General features: G+C 63.5%; 24 protein-coding genes and 1 pseudogene. 12 read left to right on the top strand and 13 right to left on the bottom strand.

Features of this window, described 5'->3' with window-relative positions; genetic code table 11:
* The first annotated feature begins 140 nt into the window (after positions 1 to 140).
* Positions 141 to 972: pseudogene (locus SAZ10_RS09545) on the top strand (aldo/keto reductase).
* A 57-nt stretch (positions 973 to 1029) separates the two neighbouring features.
* Here SAZ10_RS09545 and SAZ10_RS09550 read toward each other — a convergent pair.
* Together SAZ10_RS09550 and gcvA are read right to left on the bottom strand one after the other, a co-directional pair.
* Positions 1030 to 2328, bottom strand: coding sequence for a DUF763 domain-containing protein (locus tag SAZ10_RS09550; RefSeq protein ID WP_318608968.1), 1299 nt, complete (start codon positions 2326 to 2328; stop codon positions 1030 to 1032).
* Positions 2329 to 2399: 71 nt separating this feature from the next.
* Positions 2400 to 3326, bottom strand: coding sequence for a transcriptional regulator GcvA (gene gcvA, locus SAZ10_RS09555; RefSeq protein WP_318608969.1), 927 nt, complete (start codon positions 3324 to 3326; stop codon positions 2400 to 2402).
* 115 nt (positions 3327 to 3441) lie between these two features.
* On the opposite strand from gcvA, the gene SAZ10_RS09560 reads away from it, so the two are divergent.
* On the top strand, positions 3442 to 3684 hold the full coding sequence (locus SAZ10_RS09560) for a hypothetical protein (protein ID WP_318608970.1): 243 nt from the start codon (positions 3442 to 3444) through the stop codon (positions 3682 to 3684).
* Between the two features lie 14 nt (positions 3685 to 3698).
* Here the strand turns inward: SAZ10_RS09560 and SAZ10_RS09565 are convergent, their stop codons facing one another.
* Positions 3699 to 4277 (bottom strand): L,D-transpeptidase family protein, encoded by a 579-nt coding sequence (locus tag SAZ10_RS09565; RefSeq protein ID WP_318608971.1) that lies wholly within the window; start codon positions 4275 to 4277, stop codon positions 3699 to 3701.
* A 101-nt stretch (positions 4278 to 4378) separates the two neighbouring features.
* On the opposite strand from SAZ10_RS09565, the gene SAZ10_RS09570 reads away from it, so the two are divergent.
* The 5 genes from SAZ10_RS09570 (at position 4379) to serA (ending at position 9631) form a co-directional block, all read left to right on the top strand.
* Complete coding sequence (locus SAZ10_RS09570) at positions 4379 to 5062, top strand: response regulator transcription factor (RefSeq protein ID WP_318608972.1); 684 nt, start codon at positions 4379 to 4381, stop codon at positions 5060 to 5062.
* Positions 5063 to 5223: 161 nt separating this feature from the next.
* Positions 5224 to 5679: a cyclic nucleotide-binding domain-containing protein gene (locus tag SAZ10_RS09575; protein WP_318609128.1), complete on the top strand. Its 456-nt coding sequence runs from the start codon at positions 5224 to 5226 to the stop codon at positions 5677 to 5679.
* Positions 5680 to 5784: 105 nt separating this feature from the next.
* The gene (locus tag SAZ10_RS09580) at positions 5785 to 6636 is read left to right on the top strand and encodes an outer membrane protein (protein ID WP_318608973.1); all 852 of its coding nucleotides are present in this window, start codon (positions 5785 to 5787) and stop codon (positions 6634 to 6636) included.
* A gap of 150 nt (positions 6637 to 6786) precedes the next feature.
* The gene (locus tag SAZ10_RS09585) at positions 6787 to 7962 is read left to right on the top strand and encodes a phosphoserine transaminase (protein WP_318608974.1); all 1176 of its coding nucleotides are present in this window, start codon (positions 6787 to 6789) and stop codon (positions 7960 to 7962) included.
* Between the two features lie 67 nt (positions 7963 to 8029).
* A complete protein-coding gene (gene serA / locus SAZ10_RS09590) occupies positions 8030 to 9631 on the top strand; it encodes a phosphoglycerate dehydrogenase (RefSeq protein WP_318608975.1) in 1602 nt (533 codons plus the stop codon).
* Positions 9632 to 9661: 30 nt separating this feature from the next.
* Here the strand turns inward: serA and SAZ10_RS09595 are convergent, their stop codons facing one another.
* The 7 genes from SAZ10_RS09595 to SAZ10_RS09625 all read right to left on the bottom strand — a co-directional run bounded on the left by SAZ10_RS09595 (position 9662) and on the right by SAZ10_RS09625 (position 17502).
* Complete coding sequence (locus SAZ10_RS09595; RefSeq protein ID WP_318608976.1) at positions 9662 to 10081, bottom strand: type II toxin-antitoxin system VapC family toxin; 420 nt, start codon at positions 10079 to 10081, stop codon at positions 9662 to 9664.
* Positions 10078 to 10329 carry a FitA-like ribbon-helix-helix domain-containing protein gene (locus SAZ10_RS09600; RefSeq protein WP_318608977.1) on the bottom strand — a complete coding sequence of 84 codons (252 nt, stop codon included), beginning with the start codon at positions 10327 to 10329 and terminating at the stop codon, positions 10078 to 10080. The genes SAZ10_RS09595 and SAZ10_RS09600 overlap by 4 nt, the downstream gene beginning before the upstream one ends.
* A gap of 130 nt (positions 10330 to 10459) precedes the next feature.
* On the bottom strand, positions 10460 to 12193 hold the full coding sequence (locus SAZ10_RS09605; protein ID WP_318608978.1) for a SulP family inorganic anion transporter: 1734 nt from the start codon (positions 12191 to 12193) through the stop codon (positions 10460 to 10462).
* Between the two features lie 61 nt (positions 12194 to 12254).
* Entirely contained in the window at positions 12255 to 13157 is a 903-nt protein-coding gene (locus tag SAZ10_RS09610) for a DMT family transporter (protein ID WP_318608979.1), read from the bottom strand.
* A gap of 1 nt (position 13158) precedes the next feature.
* Positions 13159 to 13968, bottom strand: a complete 810-nt coding sequence (locus tag SAZ10_RS09615) for an exodeoxyribonuclease III (RefSeq protein ID WP_318608980.1) — start codon at positions 13966 to 13968, stop codon at positions 13159 to 13161.
* Positions 13969 to 14094: 126 nt separating this feature from the next.
* Positions 14095 to 14793 carry an outer membrane lipoprotein carrier protein LolA gene (locus SAZ10_RS09620; protein WP_412535182.1) on the bottom strand — a complete coding sequence of 233 codons (699 nt, stop codon included), beginning with the start codon at positions 14791 to 14793 and terminating at the stop codon, positions 14095 to 14097.
* A gap of 111 nt (positions 14794 to 14904) precedes the next feature.
* On the bottom strand, positions 14905 to 17502 hold the full coding sequence (locus tag SAZ10_RS09625) for a DNA translocase FtsK (RefSeq protein ID WP_318608981.1): 2598 nt from the start codon (positions 17500 to 17502) through the stop codon (positions 14905 to 14907).
* Between the two features lie 303 nt (positions 17503 to 17805).
* Between SAZ10_RS09625 and SAZ10_RS09630 the strand changes: the two genes are divergently transcribed.
* Complete coding sequence (locus SAZ10_RS09630) at positions 17806 to 18159, top strand: hypothetical protein (RefSeq protein ID WP_318608982.1); 354 nt, start codon at positions 17806 to 17808, stop codon at positions 18157 to 18159.
* A gap of 117 nt (positions 18160 to 18276) precedes the next feature.
* Here SAZ10_RS09630 and SAZ10_RS09635 read toward each other — a convergent pair whose 3' ends face one another.
* The 3 genes from SAZ10_RS09635 to tesB all read right to left on the bottom strand — a co-directional run bounded on the left by SAZ10_RS09635 (position 18277) and on the right by tesB (position 21093).
* Positions 18277 to 19584 (bottom strand): ammonium transporter, encoded by a 1308-nt coding sequence (locus SAZ10_RS09635; protein ID WP_412535195.1) that lies wholly within the window; start codon positions 19582 to 19584, stop codon positions 18277 to 18279.
* 61 nt (positions 19585 to 19645) lie between these two features.
* Positions 19646 to 19984, bottom strand: coding sequence for a P-II family nitrogen regulator (locus SAZ10_RS09640; RefSeq protein WP_318608984.1), 339 nt, complete (start codon positions 19982 to 19984; stop codon positions 19646 to 19648).
* A gap of 233 nt (positions 19985 to 20217) precedes the next feature.
* Positions 20218 to 21093 carry an acyl-CoA thioesterase II gene (gene tesB / locus SAZ10_RS09645; RefSeq protein WP_318608985.1) on the bottom strand — a complete coding sequence of 292 codons (876 nt, stop codon included), beginning with the start codon at positions 21091 to 21093 and terminating at the stop codon, positions 20218 to 20220.
* Positions 21094 to 21244: 151 nt separating this feature from the next.
* Between tesB and SAZ10_RS09650 the strand changes: the two genes are divergently transcribed.
* From SAZ10_RS09650 to pstC, 4 genes are all read left to right on the top strand, one after another.
* On the top strand, positions 21245 to 22486 hold the full coding sequence (locus tag SAZ10_RS09650) for a ubiquinone biosynthesis hydroxylase (protein ID WP_318609130.1): 1242 nt from the start codon (positions 21245 to 21247) through the stop codon (positions 22484 to 22486).
* Between the two features lie 174 nt (positions 22487 to 22660).
* Positions 22661 to 23086 (top strand): OsmC family protein, encoded by a 426-nt coding sequence (locus tag SAZ10_RS09655; RefSeq protein ID WP_318608986.1) that lies wholly within the window; start codon positions 22661 to 22663, stop codon positions 23084 to 23086.
* A 308-nt stretch (positions 23087 to 23394) separates the two neighbouring features.
* Positions 23395 to 24450 carry a phosphate ABC transporter substrate-binding protein PstS gene (gene pstS / locus SAZ10_RS09660; RefSeq protein WP_318608987.1) on the top strand — a complete coding sequence of 352 codons (1056 nt, stop codon included), beginning with the start codon at positions 23395 to 23397 and terminating at the stop codon, positions 24448 to 24450.
* Between the two features lie 62 nt (positions 24451 to 24512).
* Positions 24513 to 25505 carry a phosphate ABC transporter permease subunit PstC gene (gene pstC / locus SAZ10_RS09665; protein ID WP_318608988.1) on the top strand — a complete coding sequence of 331 codons (993 nt, stop codon included), beginning with the start codon at positions 24513 to 24515 and terminating at the stop codon, positions 25503 to 25505.

Genomic DNA, 25505 nt, shown 5'->3' on the forward strand with positions numbered 1-25505 from the left:
GCAGCGAGCCGCCGCCACCTTCTTGATGTCAAGACAGAAGCGTCGGCCGTTATGCCTGCCATCCGGTAGCCCGAGCGCGAGGTCGCGACTAGATACTAGGCGCCGGAACGAAGTTCCCGATACACGAAAGGACCCGCACGATGCCCGAACAGATCAAGCTCAACGACGGCTTGACCATCCCCCAGCTCGGCCTCGGGGTGTGGCAGGTCGATCCTGCGATCACCGCTAAGGTGGTAAGCTGGGGAATCGAGGCCGGCTACCGGTCGATCGACACCGCCGAAGGCTATGCCAACGAGGAGGGCGTCGGGCAGGCGATCCGGGAGGGCGGCGTGCCGAGGAACGAGCTGTTCATCACCTCCAAGCTGCGCAACGGCGCCCACCAGCGCGACCTTGCGCTAAAGGCCTTCGACGAGACGATGAAGAAGCTCGGGATCGAGCAGCTCGACCTGTTCCTGATCCACTGGCCCGTTCCCAGCCGGAACAATTATGTCGAAGCGTGGAAGACATTGGTCGAGCTCAGGGATGCCGGCCGGATCAGGTCCATCGGCGTCTCCAATTTCAACCAGGACCATCTGGAACGGATCATCGGCGAAACCGGAGTTGTTCCCGCGGTGAAACCAGATCGAGCTGCACCCGCGGTTCCAGCAGCGCGACAAGCGCGAGTTCCATGCCCGCCACGACATCAGGATCGAAAGCTGGAGCCCGCTCGGCAGCGGCCGGCTGCTGCAGGACCCGACCCTGGAGAAGATCGCCAGGAAGCACGGAAAATCCGTGGCGCAGACGATCATCAGATGGCACCTTCAGGAAGGTCTGATCGTCATTCCCAAATCAATCCATGAGGATCGTATCGCCTCCAATTTCGACGTGTTCGATTTCGAGCTGGATGCGGAAGACCTCAAGGCTGTCGACGGCATGGATTCGCGCGATGGCCGCACGGGCCCGGACCCGGCGACGGCGGCGTTCTTGTTCTGATTGCTTGGTTGGCTGCTCGAGCCTTCTGTTCCCAGGCTGTGTTCAAACAAGAACGCCCTACCTGCCCTCGCCCGGCGCCATCCCAGATCGTTTGGCCGTTCGGTCGGGCGCGCCCGCTTCGGCGGGCGCCGGCTCCCACCCAAAGACGCTGCGGCCGCCATAGGCGTGCGAGTTCTGGCGCTCCTTCGCGACGAATTCGTCGAATGACGGGCCCCTCGCCGTGCGCTCCAGCCTGCGCGTCTGATCGTCGAGCCGACGGATGGCATCGAGCCGCTCGTCATTGCCGAGCTTGGCCTTTTGGATTGCCGATTTCAGCACCGATATCGTCTGGTCATAAACCAGCGTCGGCACGGGATAGGGATGCCGGTCCTTGCCGCCATGAGACAGCGAGAAGCGGGCCGGATCGGCGAAGCGGCAAGGCGCGCCGTGGATGACTTCCGCAACCATGGCAAGCGACTCGACCGTGCGCGCACCGACGCCGGGCACCAGCAGCAGCTCAGCGAAGTCCTCTGGCGCCCGGTCCGCCGCCGCTGAAAGCGCGCCATGCAAGCGGCGCATCATCACGTCCTTGGCGCGGACATCGTGATGTGCGGGCATCACCAGATGCGGCAGGAAAGGCGCATCCGGCGGCGCAGCTGCTGAAGCGCTGCCCTCCAGCGTGGCTACCTCGCGCACAATTCGGTCGGGGCCGAGGTCGCGCAGCAGGTCGAGCTGGCCCTTCCGCGAGCCGGCAGCGCGGCGGTCGGTCAGGTTGACGATGTTTCCCTGGTTCCGTCCCTCGATCGCGGCGTGCGGCTGATCGACGAAGCTCTTCAGCTCCTCCGAAAGCCAATGATAGCGCCGGGCGTATCTGGTGTCGCCATTCATGCCTTGCTGCACGACGACCCATTTGCCGTCGTCAGCCAGGATGAAGCCGTGCAGATAAAGGTCGAAGCCGTCCTGCACCGCCGCGCTGTCGACCTTGGCGACCAGCCGGCTTGCCCTGGCGAGTGCCTCGCCGTCGAGACCGGTACGTCCGCCGATGGCGATGAGTTCCCGAGGCGTCTCCCGCGAATGGCTGCCCCGCCCGCCGCAGACATGCAGGCCGAGCTCCCCGGACTGGGGGCCGAGCCCGCGCTTCAGCGCACCGATGACGCTGGTCGTGATCCCGGAAGAGTGCCAGTCCATGCCCATCACGGCGCCGAAGGACTGGAACCAGAAGGGATGCGCAAGGCGGCGCAGGAATTCGTCCCGCCCATAGTGATGGACGATGGCCTCGGCAATCACGGCGCCGAGCTTTGTCATGCGCTTGCCGAGCCATGCAGGCACTCGTCCATGATGCAGAGGCAGATCGGCGCTGCCGGCGCGTCGGGCCATCGCGACCTCGCGGAACAAACTATGAACAAATAACAATGTCAGCTGGCTTTTGCCAGCACATTCGCCTTATGTCACGGCTCGGCATGCGTCTCCGCCGCCTGGTCGAAGATCCAATCGCGAAACGCCGAGACACGCGGATCGGCTCCGGCCTCGGGCGGATAGACCAGGTAATACGCAAAATCCGCGGGCAGCTTGATGCCCAACTCGAAGGGACGAATGAGCCGGCCGGCGGAAAGGTCCCTGGCTATCATGGCGAAATCGGCAAGCGCAACCGCGCTGCCGTCGATCGCTGCCTGAACGGCATGGGAGGAATCCTCGAAAACGACGCAGCGGCTGTCGTCGAAATCCTCCACGCCGGCCGCTGTCATCCACATCCGCCAGTTCGGCCAGGTCACCCCCTGCCGCGACCATTCGATATGGACGAGCGTGTGATTGAGCAGGTCGCGCGGTTCATTGAGCGGCGCGCCCGACTTCAGCAGACGAGGGCTGCAGACCGGAATGACGACATTGTCGAAAAGGCGCTCTGCAACAAGCCCGGGATACTTGCCGGTGCCGAAGCGGACCGCGACGTCGATGTCGTCATGGTCGAAGTCGCGAACAAGGCTCGTCACGTCGAAGCGCAGCTCGATGTCCGGGCTGAGCTTGCGGAACAGGTCGATCTTCGGCAGCAGCCATTTCGAGGCAAACGTCGCGTCCGCGCTCACCTTGAGCTCGCCGGCTCCGCGCTCCTTCTTGCGTGCCCGCGCGACTGCGCGGCCAAGGGTGCCGAGCGCTTCGACGGCGGCCTCGTGGAGAATTGCGCCTGCTTCCGTGAGCTGCACCGTGCGGCTGGTCCGGACGAACAACGTTACCCCGAGCTGCTCTTCGATTTCCTTGATCTGATGGCTGACCGCGGCGGGCGTCAGGCCGAGCTCGTCCGCCGCGCGGGTGAAATTGCGATGGCGAGCGGCAGCATCCAGTGCCTTCAGCGCGCGCGTGCCCGGAATGTGGAGAGCCATAACATCATAAAAGAAAACTAACTGATCGGCAGAAAATAACTCGTTTCCCGCCTTTCAATCAAACGAATACTCTCCTCAGCAATTCATTCGCATCAAAATTCCTTAGGAGATCGAGATGGCTGTCGGGACGGGAGCCGCTCCGTGCGGCGCTTGGCGGTTTCCTGCGCTGCTTGCAGAAATCCCCCGCTTCACCCGTGCGGTGCTGCAGAGCAGCCGCATAGAAACCGAGCTCAACGCTCTTTCCGATCATTTTCTGCGGGATATCGGCGTCGATCGGCCTGACATTGCCGAGTTGGTGAAGCGCGAGATGGCGCGGGACGCCCTGCTGGGCACCGGCTGGCCCCGCCGGCGTTGGTAGTCCGCCGCTGACAGTTACCGACGCACGACCAGCAGAGTCCGCCGCGACAGAAGCGGCAGCAGCCGCGCCATGACGGCCCGGCTGACGGCCACGCATCCTGCCGTCGGAGCAAATTCTGGCCGGGCAAGATGGAAGAAGATCGCACTGCCGCGCTCGCGGCAGCGCGGCCGGATGTTCCAATCGAGGACGATCACGGCATCATAGAGGCCGTCGGGTCGCAACATGGCTTCGTGGCTGGCGCCATATGGAATTGTGACCGGCCGGTTGTAGTTGCGGTCCTCCGGCAGGTCGCACCATCCGAGCCTGGCAGTGATTCGCGCCAGCGGCAGGCTCGAGCGGCGGCCGAAGCTGCGTTCACGCAGGTAACCGGACAGCAGTCGCATTCGCGCAAGGGGCGTCGTCCCGTCGCCTTCGCGCTTCATTGCCGAAATCCCGCCACGCCCCAGTGCACAAGGAAAAACCACGCCGGCGCCGGCATTGATCAGCCCCTGCGTCGGGAGGCCCGGCCGGGCTCGCACGGTGATCGTCTTGAGGCTGTTGCAGAATTTTGCCGGCGAGGGCTTACGGTAACGTTTTTTGGAGTATGATCGCATGGCAACACAACTCGGCGTGACTAGATATCAGGCGAGGCACGTTCCCGATAGATGACAGGCCGTCAACAGCCCTTATTGTTTTCGAAATAACGGATTGAGCCATGACGTCGCGAACCATTCTGATTGTCGATGACGATGATGATCTGCGTTCGACGCTGGTCGAGCAGCTGTCCCTCATCGAGGAGTTCGAAGTGCTTCAGGAGACGACGGCGGCGAAAGGGATCGCGGCCGCCCGCGCCGGGCTGGTCGATCTCCTGATCATGGATGTCGGCCTGCCCGATATGGATGGGCGCGAAGCGGTCAAGATCCTGAGGAAGAGCAACTACAAGGCGCCGGTCATCATGCTGACCGGCCATGACACCGATTCGGATACGATCCTGGGGCTGGAGGCAGGTGCCAACGACTACGTGACGAAGCCATTTCGCTTTGCGGTGCTGCTCGCCCGCATCCGCGCCCAGTTGCGCCAGCACGAGCAGAGTGAGGATGCCACCTTCTCGGTCGGCCCCTACACTTTCAAGCCGAGCCAAAAGCTCCTCATCGACCCGAAGGGCGGCAAGGTGAGGCTGACCGAAAAGGAGGCTTCCATCATCAAATATCTTTATCGCGCCGACCAGAAGGTGGTGACGCGCGACATCCTCCTGGAGGAGGTCTGGGGTTACAATTCGGGGGTCACCACACACACGCTCGAGACACATGTTTATCGGTTGCGCCAGAAGATCGAGCGCGATCCTTCCAATGCCGAAATTCTTGTGACAGAAAGCGGCGGATACAAGCTGGTGCCCTGACTGATTTGCGGGCGGGTGGGTCCGCATAGCCCAGGGGTGCCAGGCCAGTCGGTAAGTTCAATTTCAATTTCAATTGCCGAGGGGCTCGAATTGTCGATTTGCGTGCGGACCAGGCCGGTTTGTCGGCTGCCTGGGTGGTGCGCTCGCGGACCGGGGACGCCATGGCGCTGGATGACGATATCCGCATCCTCTCCGGCGTGAGCCTTTTCGAGGGGTTCACGCGGGAACAGCTCCGTTTGCTGGCATTCGGCGCCGAGAGCCTCAGGCTGTCGGCTGGCAAGGGGCTTTTCGAGGAAGGAGCAGAGGCCGATTCGGCCTATGTAGTGGTGCGCGGCGGGATCGTGCTCTACCGCGAGCGCGACGGCGAGCGTGCCATTGTGGGCTATGCCAAGCCCGGTGTCATGCTGGGCGAGCTGGCGCTGATCGCCGAGACCAATCGGCTCACGTCGGCGCGCGCCGAGGTCGAGACCGATCTGTTGAGGCTTTCGCGCAAGCTGTTCCGCCGCATCCTCGAGGAATATCCGGAGCTCGCAGCGATGCTGCACGAGCGCATCCTCGAAGATCTGCAGGCGATGATCCATCGCATCGAGGGACTGGCGCCGAGGTTCGCATCGTAACCGGCGTTATGCTTAACCGGCATTTAACCAGTATAGTTAACAATCCCGCCGAAACCGCCTGGAAGGATTAACCCTTGCTCTGGGCGGGCGCTCGGGAGTTCATCCATGAATGCCAGCCTTCGCGTCCTGATGTCGGCCACGGCACTCAGCTTTTCCGCCCTTGCCCTGCCGGCCCTTGCGGCCGATTACGAGCCGCCGATCGTGGTTGATCAGCCGATCGAGGAAGTTCCCGTCGAGGTCGGTTCCGGCTGGTACCTGCGCGGCGACGTCGGCTACAACGTGGCGGTCCAGGAAGGCGGCAGCTTCGATTTCCGGACCTTCGATCCGGCTACGGGCGTTACCACCCCAAGCTCGTTCGATACAGCCTCGCTGGACGAGGGTTTCACCTACGGCATCGGCTTCGGCTACCATTTCACGGACATGCTGCGCGCCGACTTCACTTTCGACGGGTACCGCACAGGTTTCGACGGAACGACATCCAGCGCCACGCCTTGCATCAATCCGGCCGTGAACCCAGCCTTTGCCGGAACGGGTTGCCGCTCCGAAGACAGTTCGGAAGCTTCTGTACTGAACTTCATGCTGAACGGCTATGTCGACCTCGGCACCTATGTAGGCCTCACGCCCTATGTCGGCGCGGGCATCGGCTACAGCTATGTCGAATGGAGCTCGCTCGGCAGCAATCTCTTCTGCACCGGAGCCGGTTGCCCGGTCGTGCCGGCCGGATCGACCGAGGTGGAGGGCGAGAAGAGCTGGCGCTTCGCCTGGGCCGTGATGGCAGGCCTCGCCTACGACGTTTCGAAGGATCTTAAGCTCGACCTCGGCTACCGCTACCGCCGCATTGACAGCGGTGCGATGTTCAGCGTGGCCGCGACGCCGACCACGGCGGGAATACAGGGTGACGACCCCGGCTTCAGCTCGCACGAGGTCCGGCTCGGCTTGCGCTACGATCTCTGGTAGCTGTCTGGCTTACGTGTGGTCGCGGCCGGACAAAATGTCTCGGCTGCGACAAAAACATTCTTCTTGACGCCGCGGCTTCCAACCCGTAACGCCGTCCGTGGGCCACTCCTCCCCACCGAGGAGCGCGCTATCTGGAAGGATAGAACCACGATGACAGCTATTTCGAAGCCGGCATTGCGCCCGGCAATCCCCAATTTTTCTTCAGGTCCCTGCACCAAGCGCCCCGGATGGTCGGCGGCGGCGCTAGACACGTCCGCGCTCGGCCGTTCGCACCGCGCCAAGATCGGCAAGGACAAGCTGGCCAAGGCCATCGAGCTCACCCGCGAAGTGCTCGAGGGTCCCGCCGACTATCGCATCGGCATCGTTCCGGCTTCCGACACCGGCGCGGTCGAGATCGCAATGTGGTCGCTGCTCGGCGCTCGCGGCGTCGACATGGTAGCCTGGGAAAGCTTCGGCGAAGGCTGGGTGACCGATGTGGTCAAGCAGCTCAAGCTTGCCGACGCGCGCGTGATCAGGGCCGATTACGGCCACCTGCCCGATCTCGCCCAGATCGATTTCGACCGGGACGTGGTCTTTACCTGGAACGGCACCACGTCGGGTGTGCGCGTCCCCAATGCCGATTTCATCCCGGCCGACCGGAAGGGCCTGACAATCTGCGACGCTACCTCCGCGGCTTTCGCGCAGCGTCTCGATTTCGCAAAGCTCGATGTCGTCACCTTCTCCTGGCAGAAGGTTCTGGGCGGCGAAGGCGGCCATGGCATGCTCATTCTTTCGCCGCGCGCAGTCGAGCGGCTCGAGACCTACAAGCCCGCCTGGCCGTTGCCGAAGATCTTCCGGCTCACCTCGGGCGGCAAGCTCTCGGAAGGCATCTTCAAGGGCGAGACCATCAACACGCCCTCCATGCTCTGTGTAGAGGACTATCTCGACGCGCTGACCTGGGCCAAATCAATTGGCGGGCTCGACGCGCTGATCAAGCGCGCCGACGCCAACTTCGCCGTCATCGACGGCTTCGTGCAGCAATCCGATTGGCTCGGCCACCTCGCCGTCGAGCCGGCGACCCGCTCCAACACTTCCGTCTGCCTCTCGATCGTCGACCCGGCCGTGACCGCGCTCGACAATGACGCGCAGGCCGCCTTTGCCAAAGGCTTGGTCGCGACGCTGGAGAAGGAAGGCGTCGCCTATGACATCGGCGCCTATCGCGATGCGCCGCCGGGGTTGCGTATCTGGACCGGCGCGACGGTCGAGCGCTCCGACCTCGAAGCGCTGATGCCGTGGCTCGACTGGGCGTTCGCCTCGCAGAAGGCTGCGCTCAAGGCGGCTGCCTGAAATTTCGCACAGGCGGCCGTGAGGCCGCCGCTCCCATCAAATCGCATTCTTCCCTGAGGAGGCCGCCATGGCGCCCCGCGTTCTCGTTTCCGACAAGCTCTCCCCGACTGCTGTCCAGATCTTCCGCGATCATGGCGTCGAGGTCGATTACCAGCCCGACCTCGGCACCAACAAGGACAAGCTCCTCGAAGTGATCGGCGAATATGATGGTCTCGCCATCCGCTCGGCGACCAAGGTCACCGAGAAGCTGATCAACGCAGCGACCAGGCTGAAGGTGATCGGTCGCGCTGGCATCGGCGTCGACAATGTCGACATTCCGGCCGCTTCACGGCGCGGTATCATCGTCATGAACACCCCGTTCGGCAATTCGATCACCACAGCCGAACATGCCATCGCGCTGATGTTCGCGCTGGCCCGACAGATACCGGAGGCCAATACCTCGACCCAGGCGGGCAAGTGGGAGAAGAACCGCTTCCTGGGCGTTGAGATCACCGGCAAGACGCTCGGCGTGATCGGCTGCGGCAATATCGGCTCGATCGTGGCCGCCCGCGCCGTGGGGCTCAGGATGCACGTCGTTGCCTACGACCCGTTCCTCTCCGAAGAGCGCGCATCCGAGCTTGGCGTCGAGAAGCTCGACCTCGACGAACTGTTCGCTCGCGCCGACTTCATTACGCTGCACACGCCGCTCACGGACAAGACCAGGAACATCATCGACGCCGGCGCCATCGCCAAGATGAAGAACGGTGTGCGCATCATCAATTGCGCGCGCGGCGGACTGGTCGTCGAGGCCGATCTGATCGCGGCGCTGAAGAGCGGCAAGGTGGCGGGTGCCGGCATCGACGTGTTCGAGGTGGAACCGGCGACCGACAATCCGCTGTTCGGCATGGAAAACGTGGTGTGCACCCCGCATCTCGGTGCCGCGACCACGGAAGCGCAGGAGAATGTCGCGCTGCAGATCGCCGAGCAGATGTCGGACTATCTGGTCAGGGGTGCGGTCTCCAACGCCATCAACATGCCCTCCATCACCGCCGAGGAAGCGCCGCGGCTGAAGCCCTTCATCAAGCTCGCCGAAGTGCTCGGCTCCTTTGTCGGCCAGGTGACGGAGGATCCGATCAAGGAGGTCGAGATCCTGTTCGACGGCTCGACCGCGCAGATGAACACCAGGGCGCTCATCAGCGCCGCTCTTGCCGGGCTGATCCGGCCCCAGGTGGCCGACGTCAACATGGTCTCGGCGCCGATCATGGCCAAGGAGCGCGGCATCATCCTGTCCGAGGTCAAGCGCGACAAGTCGGGAGTCTTCGACGGCTATATCAAGCTCACGGTGAAGACCCAGCACATGACACGCGCGATCGCCGGCACCTGCTTCTCGGACCACAAGCCGCGTTTCATCCAGATCAAGGGCATCAATCTGGACGCCGAGGTCGGCCGGCACATGCTCTACACGACCAACCCGGACGCGCCAGGCATCATCGGCCTGCTCGGCACGATCTGCGGCAACAACGGCGTCAACATCGCCAACTTCGCTCTCGGCCGCGATCGCCCGGGCGGCGACGCCATCGCGCTGCTCTATCTCGATGCGCCCTTCCCCGAGAAGGTGCTCGCCGAGCTGCGCGCGCACAAGCTGATCGATTCGGCGAGGCCGCTGACCTTCGACGTCGAGGCGGCGTGAGAAGTAAGGTCGGGCGGTCCCATCCGCCCGTCATCCCTGCCATGGATTTAGGATCACAAGGTCGAGTCCGGCAAAGTCCTTCACGTTGCGAGTCGCGAGTGAGGCGCCTCGAGAAACAATGATCCCGGCAATCTGGTGATCGCCGATTTCGATATTGAAGCCGCGCCGTTTTTGGAGAGCGGCGATCTTCGACGCAGCTTCAGCCGCCTCGGCATCAAAAGGCAAGATGCGGTCCCGCAACGGTCCTCCAAGCAATATATCGAAGCCGCTTACCAGTTTGTTCCGCCTCGTGCCTTCCGGCATGAGATGCAGCCCGATTCGGATTTCCATGAGCGAGATCGAAGTCGTCCACAGTAGCGCAGCCGGTTGCCGGTTGACCCACTCGACCGCCGGCTCGTTCCCCTCCGGTCTCATCAGGGCCGAAAGGACATTCGTATCCAGGACGATCATTCGTCGAAGGTCGCCGGGCGCACGGTTCCCTTGAGTTCGAATTCGAACGGCTCGTCATTATCGGGAATGTCGCGAAACAGCGCGGCGATTTTCGAACCCAAGCCGTACTCCTCGCTTTTAGGTTTGAGCAGTTCCGCGCGCAGGATCGACCGTGCTTCCTCCTCCATGCTAACGCCGTGACGTTTCGCCCGCTGACGCAGGTTCTCCTTCACGTCTTCATCGATCTTTCGAATGAGCAGTTGCGCCATCGCTCGTTCCCGTGGTCCTATGTGCTATCATGATAGCACGCTGGAATCTCAGATCAAAGCGCAGGCCCGCTTCACGCTCATCCCAGCCAGGGCAGCGATCCAACATCTAGGCGCGACAATAGCGCCTTTGTCATGCGGTCGGGACCGCGTCAGAGGGATTTGCGGCACCTCGTGACCAGGCTGCGACGGCATTTTCGACGCTATGGAAGATGCCGTCCTTGCCAAGCTGCTCGGCGATCCCGAAACGAACCAGAGCAGCTTGCGCACGCACGGACTCCAGCCGCGCGATCGAGAAGCCTACACCCGAGCCGCGGAAATAAGCGATCACATCGGTGAGCGCGCCCGCTGCGGTATAGTCGATATCCACGATGTTGCTCGCTTCCAGCACGACCAGTCGCAGCGTGCTGCGGCGGGCTGCGGCCATGGCCTGCAGCTCCTGTCGAAAGCGCTCGGCATTGACGAAAGACAAAGGCGCCTGGAAAGCCGCTACCAGCACGCCATCGACTCGCTCGCCACCGGGGGCGCTGCCCGGCGGCCACCAAATGGATGTGCCGGGCACCCTCTCGAGCTCGACGAGCTTCGCCTGGGTGGTACTCCAGACCCCGTGTAACAGCGACAGGCCGATGCCGGTCGCGACGCCGACCTCGATCGGCAGCGCAATGATTGCCACGGCGGTGATCACGATGAGTGCGAACTCGATCGGTGCCCGACGGAAGGTGCCGATGAAGGTCTGCCAGCGCAGGATGCGGAATGCGACGAAGAACAGGATGCCCGCCAAGGCGGCTTGGGGAACATTTGCAAGAAGGGTAGCGCCGAACAGCGCGATCAGAAGGACGATCGCGGCGGCAAGCAGACCGCTCAGCTGCGAGCGCCCGCCGGTTTCGCTGACGATGGCGGTGCGTGGCGGACTGGCATTCACGGCGAAAGCACCGAGCAACCCGGCGGCGATGCTGCCGGTGCCGACCCCGACGAAATCCCGATCGACGTCGGGAGGACCCGCTCGCCCGGGAAATGAACGTGTCGTCGCTGCGGTCTGAACGATCACGACCCAGGAGATCAGCAGCGCCAGCGGCGCCAGTGTGCGCAGATCCTCGAATGCGACCTTCGGCAGGCCGACAGCTAGCGAGGGCTCGGGAAGCGCACCGAGCACGGCAACTCCTCGCGATTTGAGATTGAAGGCGATTACAGCCAGTGTCGCCAGCACGATGCCGATCAGCGCTGCCGGAATGCGGGCGCTGATGCGCTCGGCCGCCAGAACGACCAGGAAAACCGCGAGGCCGAGACCGAGGCTGGGCGCACTGATCTGAGCGGCCGCTGAGGCCACCGCCGCCACACGATCGAAAACGCTGCCGCTGGCTTGCGGCAGCCCGAGCAGATCCGGCAGCTGCGAAATGACGATGTGCACAGAAATGCCGGCCAGGAAGCCGGCCGTCACCGGCACCGACAGGAGGTCGGCGATCCAGCCCAACCGAAGCAAGCCACTGACAAGCACGATCGCGCCGACCATGAGGGCCAGCATGGCCGCGAGCTCGACATAGTGCGGCGAACCCGAGGCCGCGACCAGCGACAGCCCACCGGCGAAGATAGGCGCGATGGTGGAATCGGCCCCAACGGAAAGGTAGCGGTTCGCGCCGAAAGCGGCAAAGGCGACCGAGCCGGCGATGAAAGCGAAGAAGCCTGCATCCGGCGACAGGCCGGCGAGCCGCGCGGTCGCCATCTGCTCCGGTATTGCAATTGCCGCCAATGTCAGCCCGGCGGCAACATCTGCGCCAAGATCTCTGCCGCTCCAACCCCGCAGCGCCCGAAAGAGGACGGCTTGTCTGCCACCGAGCGCCCTCGATTGAACGTCCGCATCGCCAGGCATCTGAGCTTCGTCTCTAGTTTCGCCGACTAAGCACCAAGATTATTCGTCTTCTGGCGATCCTTCAACGCAAGCCGGTCTGCTCGGCCGCCTTCTTACCGCTTATTTCAGCGAGCCATATCCCGCCGAGCGTCAGCGCCAGGGCGACGGCATGGTAGGTGTGGAAATCCTCGCCGAGAAGAATGATGGACAGCAGCGTCCCGAAGATCGGCACCAGATTGATGAAGAGGCCCGCGCGGTTGGCGCCGATCAGTTCGACGCCTCTGATATAGAAGGCCTGCGACAGAATCGACGGGAAGATAGCGGCAAAGGCAATGATTGCCCAGCCGCTGGCGTCGGGCAGGCCTCCGCCGCCGAGCGCGGGCTCGGCAGCGGCAAAGGGAATCGCGGAAATGGTTGCCGCGCCCGTGAGCACGATCATCAGGCTGAGCCAATGGACGGGCGGGCGGTAACGCAGCGCGATCGTGTAGATGCTGTAGACGACGACTGCGACAAGCATCAGCGCATCGCCGACATTGAGGTCGAGATCGAGGAGGCGCATGGGTTCGCCATGGCTTGCCGTCAGCGCCACGCCGGCGATCGACAGCAGGAAACCGATGATCTGCCCTGCAGTGACATGCAGTCGGAACAGAATGAAATTGAGCATCAGGATCAGCATCGGCATGCCGGCCTGTTCGATGCTGGCATTGATCGCCGAGGTGAAGTTCAGCGCGCTGTAAAGCGCGACGTTGAATGCGGTGAAGCCCAATACGCTGAGCAAGGCAAGCAGCGGTAGCTTGGGGCGGATGGCCGGCCAGTCTGCGAAGAGCTGCTTCCGGCCGATCATGTAGAGTATCGCAAAAGCGAAACCCCATCGCCCCAGATTGAGCAGCAATGGCGAGACATGGCCGAGCGCGAGCTTGCCGGCGACAGCATTGCCGCCCCAGAACAGGGTCGTCAGCAGGAGAACAGCATAGGCTTGTTGCACATCAGCCCTCGATGTCGAACCGCGCGATGACCGGCACGTGGTCCGAAGGCTTATCCCAGCCGCGCGCCTCACGCAGGATGTCGATCCCGGTGAGCCGGGCAGAGATGTTCGGGGACGACCAGATATGATCAAGCCGGCGGCCGCGGTCGGAGAGGGACCAATCACGCGCGCGATAGCTCCACCAGGTGTAGAGCTTCTGGTCCGCCGGTACGACCTGGCGCATCAGGTCCACCCAGTCGCCGTCCCTGCGCATCGCCTCGAAGCCCTCTGTCTCGACCGGCGTATGGCTGACGACATTGAGCAGCTGCTTGTGCGACCAGACATCATGCTCGAGCGGCGCAATATTGAGATCGCCGACCAGGATCGACGCGGCGGCCACGTTCCACTCGGCGCGGATGGCGCGCATCTCCTGGACGAAGTCGAGCTTGTGGCGAAATTTCGGGTTGATGTCCGGGTCGGGTTCGTCGCCGCCCGCCGGTACGTAGAAATTGTGAAGAAGTATGTCCATGCCGCCGGCGCTGAGCCGCGTGGCAAGGTGGCGGCAGTCGGGAATCCCGCAGAACTGCCGCTTCTCGACCACCTCGATCGGCCGCCGCGAGACCGTGGCGACGCCGTGATAGCCCTTCTGGCCGCTGATCGCGATATGGCGATAGCCTAGCTCTTCGAAGGCGGCATGCGGGAACAGCTCGTCCGGGCATTTGGTCTCCTGCAGGCAGAGCACGTCGGGCGCGCGTTCGCTGAGCAGGCGCTCGACGATCGGCAAACGCAGCCGAACAGAGTTGATGTTCCACGTTGCGATGGTGAGGGGCATTCAAGATTTTCCGGAGGTCAGAAGCCCCCGGAAACTGCCAGCCCAGGTGGTGATTTACAAGGCCGGGAAATGAAGCCATCGAGAACGGGGGGGAAACTGACGCCTCTCAGGCAAGCCGGCGGATGCTCAGCGCGTGTTGTGCCTGCCGAACTCCTGCAGGTGCTGCGTGTTGATCTTGAAGAGCTTCGGGTCGAGCTGCACGTCCTGCTTGACGTTGTAGATCATCACGGTCGTGTCCTTGCCCTGGGCGTCGGTGATGGTCCACTGGCGCAGGTCGTAGGACTTCGGATCGAACATCATGGTGATCTTGGCGTTGCCGAACACCGACCTGTCGACAAGCCGAATCGTGGTGAGGTCGTCTTCCTCCTTGACGCTCTCCACGCTTGCCGCGGAAAGATCGATCCTGTCGTTGAGCAGCAGCTTCAGCGGCGTTCTCGACAGCGGGTAAAGGTCGGCAGTCTTCAGCCTGACGTTCTCGATCACCACGGACCTGCCGTCGGAGACGACGGTGGTGGAATTCGGCTTGTCATAGTTGAAGCGCAGCTTGCCGGGTCGTTGGATATAGAACTTCCCGCCGGTCTGCTGGCCGCGCGGCCCGAATTGAACGAACTCGCCGGCCATGGTTTGCACGCTCGAAAAGTGGTCGGCGATCTTTTGTGCCGTCGCCGAGACCTGTGCCGCGGCAGGTTTGACCAGAGCAAGATCGGAAGATGCAACGCCTGCCAGCAACGCGCCGAAAGCGGCAAGCCCGATGCCCAGCACTGCCCGCCGCAGCGGATCGACCGCCCCGTCTGCCTTCGTCGCCATGGTTTTCGTGCTGCTCATCAAGCTTCGTCCCAACTACGTTCCAACCAGATTATGGTTCCGCTAACCCGTCAGTTTGTCGGCAGTTGGGCCGACATTGCGCTCTTTCATGGCAAACCCGAGCGGCCGCCTTCAGAACTTATCCTCTTCGGTCGGCACCAGGATCTCGCGCTTGCCGGCGTGGTTGGCAGGGCCGACGATACCTTCCTTCTCCATTCTCTCGATGATCGAGGCGGCGCGATTGTAGCCGATGCCCAGCCGCCGCTGGATATAGCTGGTGGACGCCTTGCCGTCGCGCAGCACCACGGCCACCGCCTGATCGTATGGATCTTCCGAATCCTCGAAGTTGCCGCCGCCGCCCCCGCCTCCGCGTGGCGCATCGTCGTCTCCCTCCTCTTCGTCATCGGCGGTGATGGCATCGAGATATTCGGGCGCGCCCTGCAGCTTGAGGTGCGCCACGACCTTCTCGACCTCGTCGTCCGATACGAACGGCCCGTGCACACGCTGGATGCGGCCGCCGCCGGCCATGTAGAGCATGTCGCCCATGCCGAGCAGCTGCTCCGCGCCCTGCTCTCCGAGAATGGTGCGGCTGTCGATCTTGGAGGTCACCTGGAAGGAGATCCGGGTCGGAAAGTTGGCCTTGATCGTGCCGGTGATGACGTCGACCGACGGGCGTTGCGTGGCCATGATGACATGGATGCCCGCGGCGCGCGCCATTTGCGCCAGACGCTGCACCGCGCCTTCGATATCCTTGCCGGCGACCATCATCAGGTCGGCCATCTCGTCGATGATGACGACGATGAACGGCATCGGCTCGAGATCGAGGTCCTCCGTCTCGTAGATCGCCTCGCCGGTCTCGCGGTCGAAGCCGGTCTGCACGGTGCGCGAGACGCGCTCGCCCTTGGCCTTCGCAGCCGCCACGCGCGCATTGAAGCCCTCGATGTTGCGAACGCCGACCTTGGACATCTTGCGATAGCGGTCCTCCATCTCGCGCACCGTCCATTTGAGCGCGACGACCGCCTTCTTCGGGTCGGTGACGACAGGCGTGAGGAGGTGTGGGATGCCGTCATAGACCGAGAGCTCCAGCATCTTCGGGTCGATCATGATCAGCCGGCACTCCTCCGGCTTCATCCGGTAGAGCAGCGACAGGATCATGGTGTTGATGGCGACCGACTTGCCGGAGCCGGTGGTGCCGGCAACCAGCAGATGCGGAAACTTGGCGATGTCGACGGTCACCGCCTCTCCGTTGATCGTCTTGCCGAGCGCCAGCGCCAGCTTGGCCTTGGTCTGCTCGAAATCGCGGCTCGCCAGCAGCTCACGCAGATAGACCGTCTCGCGCTTGGCATTGGGAAGCTCGATGCCGATTGCGTTGCGGCCGGGGACGACAGCGACGCGGGCCGCGATCGCGCTCATCGAGCGGGCGATATCATCGGCAAGTCCGATCACGCGCGACGATTTGATGCCTGGCGCCGGCTCCAACTCGTAAAGCGTGACGACCGGGCCGGGACGGACATGGATGATCTCGCCCTTGACGCCGAAATCCTCGAGCACGCCTTCCAGGAGCCGCGCGTTCTGCTCCAGGGCGTCCTTCGACAGGCTCGGATCGCGGCCGACGCTCTTCGGCTCAGCGAGGAAATGCAGCGACGGCATTTCGAAGTGGCCTGAGCCGAGCAGCGAGGTCTGTGCCTCGCGCTGGACGCGTGCGCCCTGGACCGGCCGCGGCGCGGGGTCGCCGACACGCTGGCTGGACGGCGACCGGAAATTCTGGACGTGCCCTTGATTCGCTGATGCTCGAGGCCGAGGGGCCCGCTGCTCCTCCTCATCGTCGAGCATCTCCTCGGATATATCGAGGTCGTCGTCGAGGCTGACCGAGGGTATTTCGGGCTCGAATCCCGGCTCGATGCGCTCGCCCGGGCCGCGGCTGCGGCTGGATGCGCGGGCGACGGGAGCGGCCGGCGCGAAATCGTCATCGCGGTCCAAGCGCCGGCGGTCCTCGCGGTAGTGGGCGAACGAGCGGCGCAGGAAAGAGGTGAAGGACAGCCACAGATGCACAAGGGCTCCGAGAGCCAGCGCGCCGCCATTGTCGTCCTCCTCTTCGATCTCCTCTTCCTCCCGGGCAGGGCGGCGGCGATTCCCGGAAATGGCCGGCCCGCTCCTGCGTGCGACGAGGCCCGAGCCATAGGCGAACAGCGCGAGCGCCGGTCCGGCGAACACGACCGCAACGAACATGGCGAGGAAGCCGCCGGGATAGGTGCCGCTGAAGAGATGCGGAATCCTCAGCACCATGTCGCCGAACACGCCGCCGAGGCCGGTCGGCAGCGGCCAGGTCGGCGGCGGCGTCAGGCAGCCGGCAATCGCGGCAAAAAGCAGCGAGGCGCCGAACCAGGCGGCGGCACGCCGAGCCATGCGGTCGACGCCGCGCGCGGTAGCGAAGAAGAACGCCCAGATCACCGCCGGGACGAGGGCCGCGACCGAGGAGAGGCCATAGAACTGCATAAGCAGGTCGGACACCACCGCACCCGGATAGCCGGCGGCATTGGTGACGAGGTTGTCCGTCGCATGGCTGAAGCTCGGGTCATCGACATTCCAGGTGCCGAGTGCCGCGAGCGTGAAAGCCACTCCTGCAAGCAGCGCCAGGCCCGCCGCACGGCCCGCCTGGCGGCGCAGAAAGGCGCGCAGGCCGTGGTCGTCGTCGGCAAGAGCCAAAGGTGCGGAGAGCCCGGAACGCATGCTTCAAACCCCGTGAAGGAACGCCGCTCAGCACGGACTTCCGGCGCTCGCGGATTCGGAATCAGACTATTTGGTGAGGGTTAAGGCAGCATTAACCATGGTGCTGCCGGTAGGGCAGCAGGGGAATAGGGCGGTAAGGCAATAGGGCAATAGGGCGGTAGGGGGAAGACTGCCGCGCTGCCTCAGTGCAGTCCACTCCCCTATTCCCCCTATTGCCTTATTGCCCTATTGCCCTATTGCCCTCCTCTCGGAACTCTTTGCCTATGCCGACCGTTGAACCATCTCCCGCTCAGAGGTTCTAAGATGGCACAGCATGGATTGATGGACGTGGACCTGGCGGAGCAGGTCAGCTCCCTCAGACAAGAATTGGCGGCTTTGAAGAAGGCCGTCGGCAGGCGCAGCTCGGATTTTTACGAGAATGCCGGTGATACGTTTTCGGACTATCTCTCCGATGTTTCCCAGCGCATCGTTCCCGGCTTCCGCCGGCAAGCGAGGGCGGTCGAAAGAGCTGCCTACGATCACCCGGCAGCGGTTGCCACAGTCGGCCTTCTCATCATTGCGTTGATGGCCGGCCTTGTGCTGGGCGCCCGCTCTTCTGACGAGTCCGCGGAAAGCCTCGTCAAGCGCGCCAGGCAGGCGGCCGGCCGACGCAGCTGACCCCATCCGGACGGCTGCTCAAATAAGAGAAACCCGCCCTCGGGAGGGCGGGTGAGCGGACGCTTGGGAGGCTGTCCCGAGTTAGGCGCGGCCGACTGAGCGGCCGCGCCATATCCTTTATTGTACGACCTCGCCGTGCAGGGTGATGTCGAGGCCCTCGACCTCCTCCTGCTGGGTTGGGCGCAGTCCCACCAGCGCCTTGACGACGTAGAGGATGACCAGCGTCGCGATCGCCGTCCATATGATCGTGAAGACGATGCCGTAGATCTGCGTCAGCACCGAGGCGTTCGCGCCGAGCGGGTTGATCGCCGCATCCGCGAAGACACCGGTGAGCAGCGCGCCGATGATGCCGCCGACCCCGTGCACGCCGAAAGCGTCGAGCGAGTCGTCATAGCCGAACATGTGCTTCACCTTGACTGCGGCGAAGTAGCAGAGGATGCCGGCAACGATGCCGATCACCAGCGCACCGGTCGGGTTGACGAAACCGGATGCCGGAGTGACGGCGACCAGGCCGGCGACCGCTCCCGAGATGATGCCGAGCACGCTCGGCTTCTTGGCGACGATCCACTCGGAGAACATCCAGGCGAGCGCCGCGCCGGCGGTCGCGACCTGGGTATTCATCATGGCTGCGCCGGCAAGGCCGTCCGCTGCGAGCTCGGAGCCGGCGTTGAAGCCGAACCAGCCGACCCACAGCAGCGAAGCGCCGATCACCGACAGCACGAGATTGTGCGGAGCCATGTTGACCTGGCCGTAGCCTTGGCGCTTGCCGAGCACCAGCGCGCACATCAGGCCGGCCACCCCGGCATTGATGTGAACGACCGTGCCGCCTGCGAAGTCGAGCACTCCAGCCCCGCCGAGGAAGCCGCCGCCCCACACCCAGTGGGCGATCGGCGCATAGACGAAGATCAGCCACAGACCCATGAAGAGCAGCAGCGCCGAGAACTTCATGCGCTCCGCGAAAGCGCCGGCAATCAGCGCCGGGGTGATGATCGCGAAGGTCATCTGGAACATCGAGAAGACGAATTCCGGGATGTTGGCCACACCCGGGGCCCAGAGTGTCGAGACGGTGATGCCTCTATGGAAGAACTTGGACAGGCCGCCGATGTAGGGGTTCAGCGCTTCGCTGCCGTTGGTCGAGAAGGCGAGCGAGTAGCCGACGATGAACCAGAGCAGGGTGACGAGGCAGGTGACGGCAAAGCTCTGCATGACCGTCGCGAGCACGTTCTTCTTGCGAACCATGCCGCCGTAGAACAGGGCAAGGCCCGGGATCGTCATCATCAGCACCAGAGCCGTCGAGGTCAGCATCCACGCAGTATTGCCGGCGTCGAGCGCAGGAGCGGGCGCGGCGGCGGCAGGGGCGGCTTCCTGCGCGAAAGCCGCCAGCGTGCCCAACGCGTTGAGCGCGAAGGCGCTCAGAAGGGCCATCCTCGCCCCTGTCTTCACTGAAGTTCGGATATTCATCAGATTTCTCCTGAAAGCTCTGGGCTCAAAGCGCATCGGTGTCGGTTTCGCCTGTGCGGATGCGGACCGCATGCTCGATCGGCAGCACGAAGATCTTGCCGTCGCCGATCTGGCCGGTCTTCGCGCTTCCGACGACTGCCTCGACCGCCTTGTCCACGAGGTCGGAGGGCACCGCGACTTCGATCTTGATCTTCGGCAGGAAGCTCACCGCATATTCGGCCCCGCGATAGATCTCGGTATGTCCCTTCTGCCGCCCGTAGCCTTTGACTTCGGTGACGGTCAGGCCCTGAATCCCGACGCCGGTGAGCGCTTCGCGCACCTCGTCGAGCTTGAACGGCTTGATGATTGCCATCACGATTTTCATGAGGTTTCACCCTTTGCTGATGCGGCTCCCCGTTGCAGGCTCCCCGCGTTTCGTGCCCTCGCCGCGGTCGTTGGATCGCCGCAAAGTGTTCAGCGTGATTCAAGCTCCGTGCCAGATCGCCGGAGGCTGCCCTAATCTCTTGGAAATAAACGGAAACAGCCTGCCTACCCCGGCCGTTTTCCGGACGCCGCAAAAGCAAAATGCCTAACTGTTAGGCAAAACTGGAAAACTGCCTAAGAGTTTGGCAGTCGGCGCAGGCGGATAAGCCCTTCCTGTGCAACGGAGGCTACCAAAGTGCCATCCTGCGCAAAAATGAGGCCGCGGGTGAAGCCGCGCGCGCCGGATGCCGATGGGCTGTCCTGCGAGTAAAGCAACCACCCGTCGAGATTGTGCGGTCGATGGAACCACATTGCGTGATCAAGGCTTGCAGCCTGGATGTCCGGGTCGAAGACGACGCGGCCATGCGCAAAGGTCGAGGTGTCGAGCAGCGTCATGTCCGAAAGATATGCCAGGACCACCGAGCGCGTGGCGCGGTCATCGGGAACCGGGCCGGTGAACCTAATCCAGATCTGCTGAACCGGCGGCAGTTTTTCTCGGCTCGTATAGTGTTCCAGGATGACCGGCTTCATCTCGATCGGCCGGTCGCGCTGCCAGTACCGGCGAATGTTGTCGGGAACTCGGTCGCCGAAAGTGGCGATCAGTTCGCGGACGTCCATCAGAGTGTCCGGGTGGGGCACATCGAGCGGCATCGGAAGCTGGTGGTCGAGACCACCCTCGTCCAGCTGGAACGAGCACTCGAGCGAGAAGATCGCCTGGCCGTGCTGGATTGCGGTGACGCGACGGGTGGTGAAGGAGCGGCCGTCGCGCAACCGCTCGACCTCGTAGACGATCGGCACGGTCGTATCGCCCGGCAGCATGAAATACGAGTGCAGTGAATGCACGTGCCGGTCGGCATCGACCGTGCGCTGCGCCGCGACCAGCGCCTGTCCGACGACCTGCCCGCCGAAGACGCGCTGCCAGCTCGTGCGCGGGCTGCGACCACGATAGAGATTGTGTTCGAGCCGCTCGAGGTCGAGTATGTCGAGCAGCTCCTGCATGGCTGGCGACATAGTCTCCGTCCTTTCAGGCCACGCAGGCTCGGCAAAGTGTCCCACGTTTTGCGACGAGAACCTGCTATAAACAAAGGACTCACGATTTCGACCGGAAGGCTGGTCAAGTCAAGGCAGGCGAGAAGCGCGAAAGGATGATCGAATGCCGCGCATGAGGTCGACCAGGGAAGGCGAGCAGAGCCACCTCGACGTGCTGGTGGCCGGCGCCGGCTATGTCGGGCTTGCTACGGCGGTTGCGATCCGCGCGGCGCGCCCCAGCCTCAGGGTCGCGCTGGTCGACGCCGCGCCCGAAGGCGCGTGGGAGCGCGACGGCCGGGCCTCGGCCGTCGCAGCGGCCGCTTGCCGCATGCTGGACCGGCTCGGCTGCTGGGCCGAGATCGAGGCCGAGGCACAGGCGATCACTGAGATGATCATCACCGATTCGCGCATGGGCGATCCCGTTCGGCCCGTGTTTCTGACCTTCGGCGGGGAGGTCGCGCCCGGCGAGCCATTCGCGCATATGGTCTACAACCGTACCCTGAACGGCGCGCTGCGTCGCAGTGCTGCCGCGCTCGGCATCGACATCATCGAGGGCGTAGCGGTCGAGGCGTTCACGGTCGAGCCAGGCGGCGCAACGGTCCATCTCGCCGACGGCGCCACGCTGAGAACCATGCTCCTCGTCGCGGCCGACGGTGTCAATTCGCGGTTGCGGGACATGGCCGGCATCAAGACGGTGCGATGGGAATACGGGCAGTCGGGAATCGTCTGCACGGTTGCGCATGAACGACCGCACAATGGCCGGGCGGAGGAACACTTCCTGCCGGCCGGGCCGTTCGCGATCCTGCCGCTGCCGGGCAACAAGTCGTCAATCGTCTGGACCGAACGCAGCGCGGACGCCGACAAGCTCGTGGCGGCGGACCCGTTCCTGTTCGAAGCGGAACTGGAACAGCGCTTCGGGCTGAAGCTCGGTGAGATCAGCGTCGAGGGCAAGCCGCGCGCCTGGCCGCTGGCGCTCACCCTTGCCCGCGATTTCGTGAAGCCGCGTTTCGCGCTTGCAGGCGATGCGGCGCACGGCATCCATCCGATTGCTGGCCAGGGCCTCAATCTCGGCTTCAAGGATGCTGCGGCCCTTGCCGAGACGATCGTCGAGGCAGACCGGCTCGGCCGGGACATCGGCGCTATCGACGTGCTGGAAGCCTATCAGCGCTGGCGCCGCTTCGATACCGTGCAGATGGGCGTCACGACAGACGTTCTCAATCGCCTCTTCTCCAACGATCTTGCTCCTGTAAGAGCAATCCGCGATGTCGGCCTCGGCTTCGTCGACCGCATGCCGAGGCTGAAGGAGTTTTTCATCCGGCAGGCCGCCGGACTTTCCGGCCCGTCGCCACGGCTTTTGAAGGGCGAGGCGATCTGAGAATGGGTGCAGGGATCGGTTTGCCTTTCTGTCGCGGGGGGCTGTGGCGCTCCGAAGCCAGCCCGCGCGGCAAAAGGCAAACTGTCCGTTGCGCAGCATGACCGGGCCAAGCACCGGCCCTATATTGAGCTTGCCGCCGCTCGACGGCCTTCTGATCAACAGGGAGACGTAATTATGGACCGTAACGCAACAGCCGTCTGGAAAGGCAATCTCAGGGAAGGCACCGGAACGATCACCACTCAGAGCGGCGCGCTTGCCGAGCTGCCCTATTCGTTCAAGACTCGCTTCGAGGACGAAAGCGGAAAGTCCGGAACCAACCCCGAGGAGCTGATCGCGGCGGCACACGCCAGCTGCTTCGCCATGCAGCTGTCGCACTTTCTCGCCGAGAACGGCACGCCGGCGACCAAGCTCGATGCCAAGGCAGTGGTGACGCTGGTGCCCGGCACCGGAATAACCGGTAGTGCGCTGACCCTCGTCGGCACCGTGCCCGGGCTCGATCCGGCAAAGTTCAGCGAACTCGCGAACAAGGCCAAGGCGGAATGCCCGGTGTCGAGAGCGCTTGGCGCGATCAACGTCTCGCTCGACGCCAGACTGGCCTGAGCGGCGACTTCGTTGGTTGGTGAGCGGGCGCTCGCCGGCGCCCGCTGCCCGGCGGCGATCACATATTCAGGATGTCATGACGATCGGTGAAAGCCGCCCACTTAGCCGGCTGCTCGAGCAAGATGCTGAAAGCAAGGGGCTATTCCGACAGCCGGTCCAGCTTGCCAGATGGTGTCGGCGAGCCATCGGAAAGCTTTATCTCAGCGACACAAAACTGTCATCCAACTGTAACATAGCATGTTTATGGCCTTCCCCCGAGGTGCCGCAAGGGCGTCCTCACTGAATTCCGAAAACGGGAGTAAGGCGACATGCAACACTTCATCCGCTCGGCGGCGGTGGCCATTGCCATCGCATCGTCCAGCTTCACTGCTTCACTGGCCACGGCCGCGGATATTTCCGGCGCCGGCGCGACCTTCCCCTATCCGATCTACGCCAAATGGGCGGACGCCTATAAGAAAGAGACCGGCATCGGACTGAACTACCAGTCGATCGGCTCTGGCGGCGGCATCAAGCAGATCAAGGCGAAGACCGTCACCTTCGGCGCCTCCGACGCGCCGCTGAAGGGCGAGGATCTGGAGTCGATCGGGCTAGCCCAGTTCCCGATGGTCATGGGCGGCATCGTGCCCGTCGTCAACCTCGAAGGCATCAAGCCCGGCGAGCTGGTTCTCGATGGACCAACGCTGGCTGACATCTTCCAGGGCAAGATCACAACCTGGAACGACGCTGCGATTCAGAAGCTGAACCCCGACGTCAAGCTGCCCGATACTGCGATCGCAGTCGTGCACCGCTCGGACGGTTCGGGCACGACCTTCAATTTCAGCTACTATCTCGCAGACGTGAGCGCCGACTGGAAGGACAAGGTCGGCGTCAACACGGCGCTGGAGTGGCCGGTCGGCATCGGCGCGAAGGGCAATGAGGGCGTCGCCAACAACGTCGCGCAGACGGTCGGCGCGATCGGCTATGTCGAATATGCCTATGCCAAGCAGAACAAGCTCACCTACGCCGACATGATCAACAAGGACGGCAAGAAGGTGGAGCCGACCGCTGCTGCGTTCTCCGCTGCCGCCGCGAATGCCGACTGGAACTCGCAGCCGGGCTACGGCGTCATCCTTGCCAACCAGCCGGGCGCCGAAACCTGGCCGATGACCTCGGCGACGTGGATCCTGGTCTACAAGAAGCCCGATGACGCGGCCGCCACCGCCGAAGCGCTCAAGTTCTTCGCCTGGTCTTACGCCAAGGGCGACGAGATGGCCGCGCAACTCGACTACGTCCCGATGCCGGATGCGGTCGTCAAGAGCGTCGAAGAGATGTGGGCCAAGGACGTCGTAGACGCCAACGGCAAGCCGGTTTACTCGGCCATGTAATCTCCTTAGCGTGGAGGGCGCGAGCTAGGCGCCCTCCACCTGTTCTTCAGCAAGGGGGCTACATGACCATCGCATCCGAAGCCATGCCAGCACCATCGGTCGCAGCCCGGGCCAGAGAGGCCACCGTCCAGCGCTTCGCTACCACTGATGCGTTTTTTCGAACCCTTACGCGCGCTGCCGCCATCCTCGTTCTCCTGATTTTGGGCGGCGTTGCAATCTCGCTGGTCATAGGTTCCTGGCCGGCACTGTCCACCTTCGGCGCGGCCTTCCTGGTTACTGAAAGCTGGAACCCGGTGACCGAAAAGTTCGGCGCGCTCGCCCCGATCTATGGCACGGTCGTGACCGCCGCCTTGTCGATCGTCATCGCTGTCCCGATCGGTATCGGCATCGCCGTTTTCCTGACCGAGCTCTGCCCACGATCGCTCCGGCGCCCGATCGCCATCGCGATCGAGCTGCTCGCAGGTATCCCGTCGATCATCTATGGCATTTGGGGCCTGTTCGTCTTCGCGCCCTTCCTGCAGACCACGATACAGCCCTTCATCATCAACCTGTTTCACGGCGTTCCGGGCCTCAACAGCCTTTTCGCCGGCCCGCCTTACGGCATCGGGCTTCTGACCTCGGCGCTGATCCTCACGATCATGATCCTGCCCTTCATCAGTTCGATCACCAAGGACGTGTTCGAGACGGTGCCGCCCGTGCTCAAGGAGTCCGCCTACGGGATCGGCTGCACGACCTGGGAGGTCACACGCCGCGTCGTCATTCCCTACACGCGCATTGGCATTATGGGCGGAGTGATGCTCGCGCTTGGCCGAGCGTTGGGCGAGACCATGGCCGTGACCTTCGTGATCGGCAATGCGCATCGCATCAGCGCCTCGCTCTTTGCACCCGGCACAACCATTTCGGCGACCATCGCCAACGAGTTCACCGAAGCCGATGGCGAGCTCTATACTTCATCCCTGATCGCTCTCGGCCTGATCCTTTTCGTCATCACGTTCCTCATTCTTGCCGCCGCCCGCTTCATGCTGATGCGGATCGAGCGCCGAGCCGGAGCCTGA

The organism is Mesorhizobium sp. BAC0120 (genome assembly GCF_033542235.1).
Lineage (GTDB): Bacteria > Pseudomonadota > Alphaproteobacteria > Rhizobiales > Rhizobiaceae > JAWRCU01.

Coding starts and splice junctions, on each gene's coding strand:
- SAZ10_RS09595 (WP_318608976.1), bottom strand. CDS start 10,081: ATGATCGTCCTGGATACGAATGTCCTTTCGGCCCTGATGAGACCGGAG.
- SAZ10_RS09615 (WP_318608980.1), bottom strand. CDS start 13,968: ATGCCCCTCACCATCGCAACGTGGAACATCAACTCTGTTCGGCTGCGT.
- pstS (WP_318608987.1), top strand. CDS start 23,395: ATGCAACACTTCATCCGCTCGGCGGCGGTGGCCATTGCCATCGCATCG.
- SAZ10_RS09640 (WP_318608984.1), bottom strand. CDS start 19,984: ATGAAAATCGTGATGGCAATCATCAAGCCGTTCAAGCTCGACGAGGTG.
- SAZ10_RS09575 (WP_318609128.1), top strand. CDS start 5,224: ATGGCGCTGGATGACGATATCCGCATCCTCTCCGGCGTGAGCCTTTTC.
- pstC (WP_318608988.1), top strand. CDS start 24,513: ATGACCATCGCATCCGAAGCCATGCCAGCACCATCGGTCGCAGCCCGG.
- SAZ10_RS09560 (WP_318608970.1), top strand. CDS start 3,442: ATGGCTGTCGGGACGGGAGCCGCTCCGTGCGGCGCTTGGCGGTTTCCT.
- SAZ10_RS09565 (WP_318608971.1), bottom strand. CDS start 4,277: ATGCGATCATACTCCAAAAAACGTTACCGTAAGCCCTCGCCGGCAAAA.
- tesB (WP_318608985.1), bottom strand. CDS start 21,093: ATGTCGCCAGCCATGCAGGAGCTGCTCGACATACTCGACCTCGAGCGG.
- SAZ10_RS09650 (WP_318609130.1), top strand. CDS start 21,245: ATGAGGTCGACCAGGGAAGGCGAGCAGAGCCACCTCGACGTGCTGGTG.
- SAZ10_RS09620 (WP_412535182.1), bottom strand. CDS start 14,793: ATGAGCAGCACGAAAACCATGGCGACGAAGGCAGACGGGGCGGTCGAT.
- SAZ10_RS09605 (WP_318608978.1), bottom strand. CDS start 12,193: ATGCCTGGCGATGCGGACGTTCAATCGAGGGCGCTCGGTGGCAGACAA.
- gcvA (WP_318608969.1), bottom strand. CDS start 3,326: ATGGCTCTCCACATTCCGGGCACGCGCGCGCTGAAGGCACTGGATGCT.
- SAZ10_RS09580 (WP_318608973.1), top strand. CDS start 5,785: ATGAATGCCAGCCTTCGCGTCCTGATGTCGGCCACGGCACTCAGCTTT.
- SAZ10_RS09625 (WP_318608981.1), bottom strand. CDS start 17,502: ATGCGTTCCGGGCTCTCCGCACCTTTGGCTCTTGCCGACGACGACCAC.
- SAZ10_RS09635 (WP_412535195.1), bottom strand. CDS start 19,584: ATGGCCCTTCTGAGCGCCTTCGCGCTCAACGCGTTGGGCACGCTGGCG.
- SAZ10_RS09600 (WP_318608977.1), bottom strand. CDS start 10,329: ATGGCGCAACTGCTCATTCGAAAGATCGATGAAGACGTGAAGGAGAAC.
- SAZ10_RS09550 (WP_318608968.1), bottom strand. CDS start 2,328: ATGGCCCGACGCGCCGGCAGCGCCGATCTGCCTCTGCATCATGGACGA.
- SAZ10_RS09630 (WP_318608982.1), top strand. CDS start 17,806: ATGGCACAGCATGGATTGATGGACGTGGACCTGGCGGAGCAGGTCAGC.
- SAZ10_RS09570 (WP_318608972.1), top strand. CDS start 4,379: ATGACGTCGCGAACCATTCTGATTGTCGATGACGATGATGATCTGCGT.
- SAZ10_RS09655 (WP_318608986.1), top strand. CDS start 22,661: ATGGACCGTAACGCAACAGCCGTCTGGAAAGGCAATCTCAGGGAAGGC.
- SAZ10_RS09585 (WP_318608974.1), top strand. CDS start 6,787: ATGACAGCTATTTCGAAGCCGGCATTGCGCCCGGCAATCCCCAATTTT.
- serA (WP_318608975.1), top strand. CDS start 8,030: ATGGCGCCCCGCGTTCTCGTTTCCGACAAGCTCTCCCCGACTGCTGTC.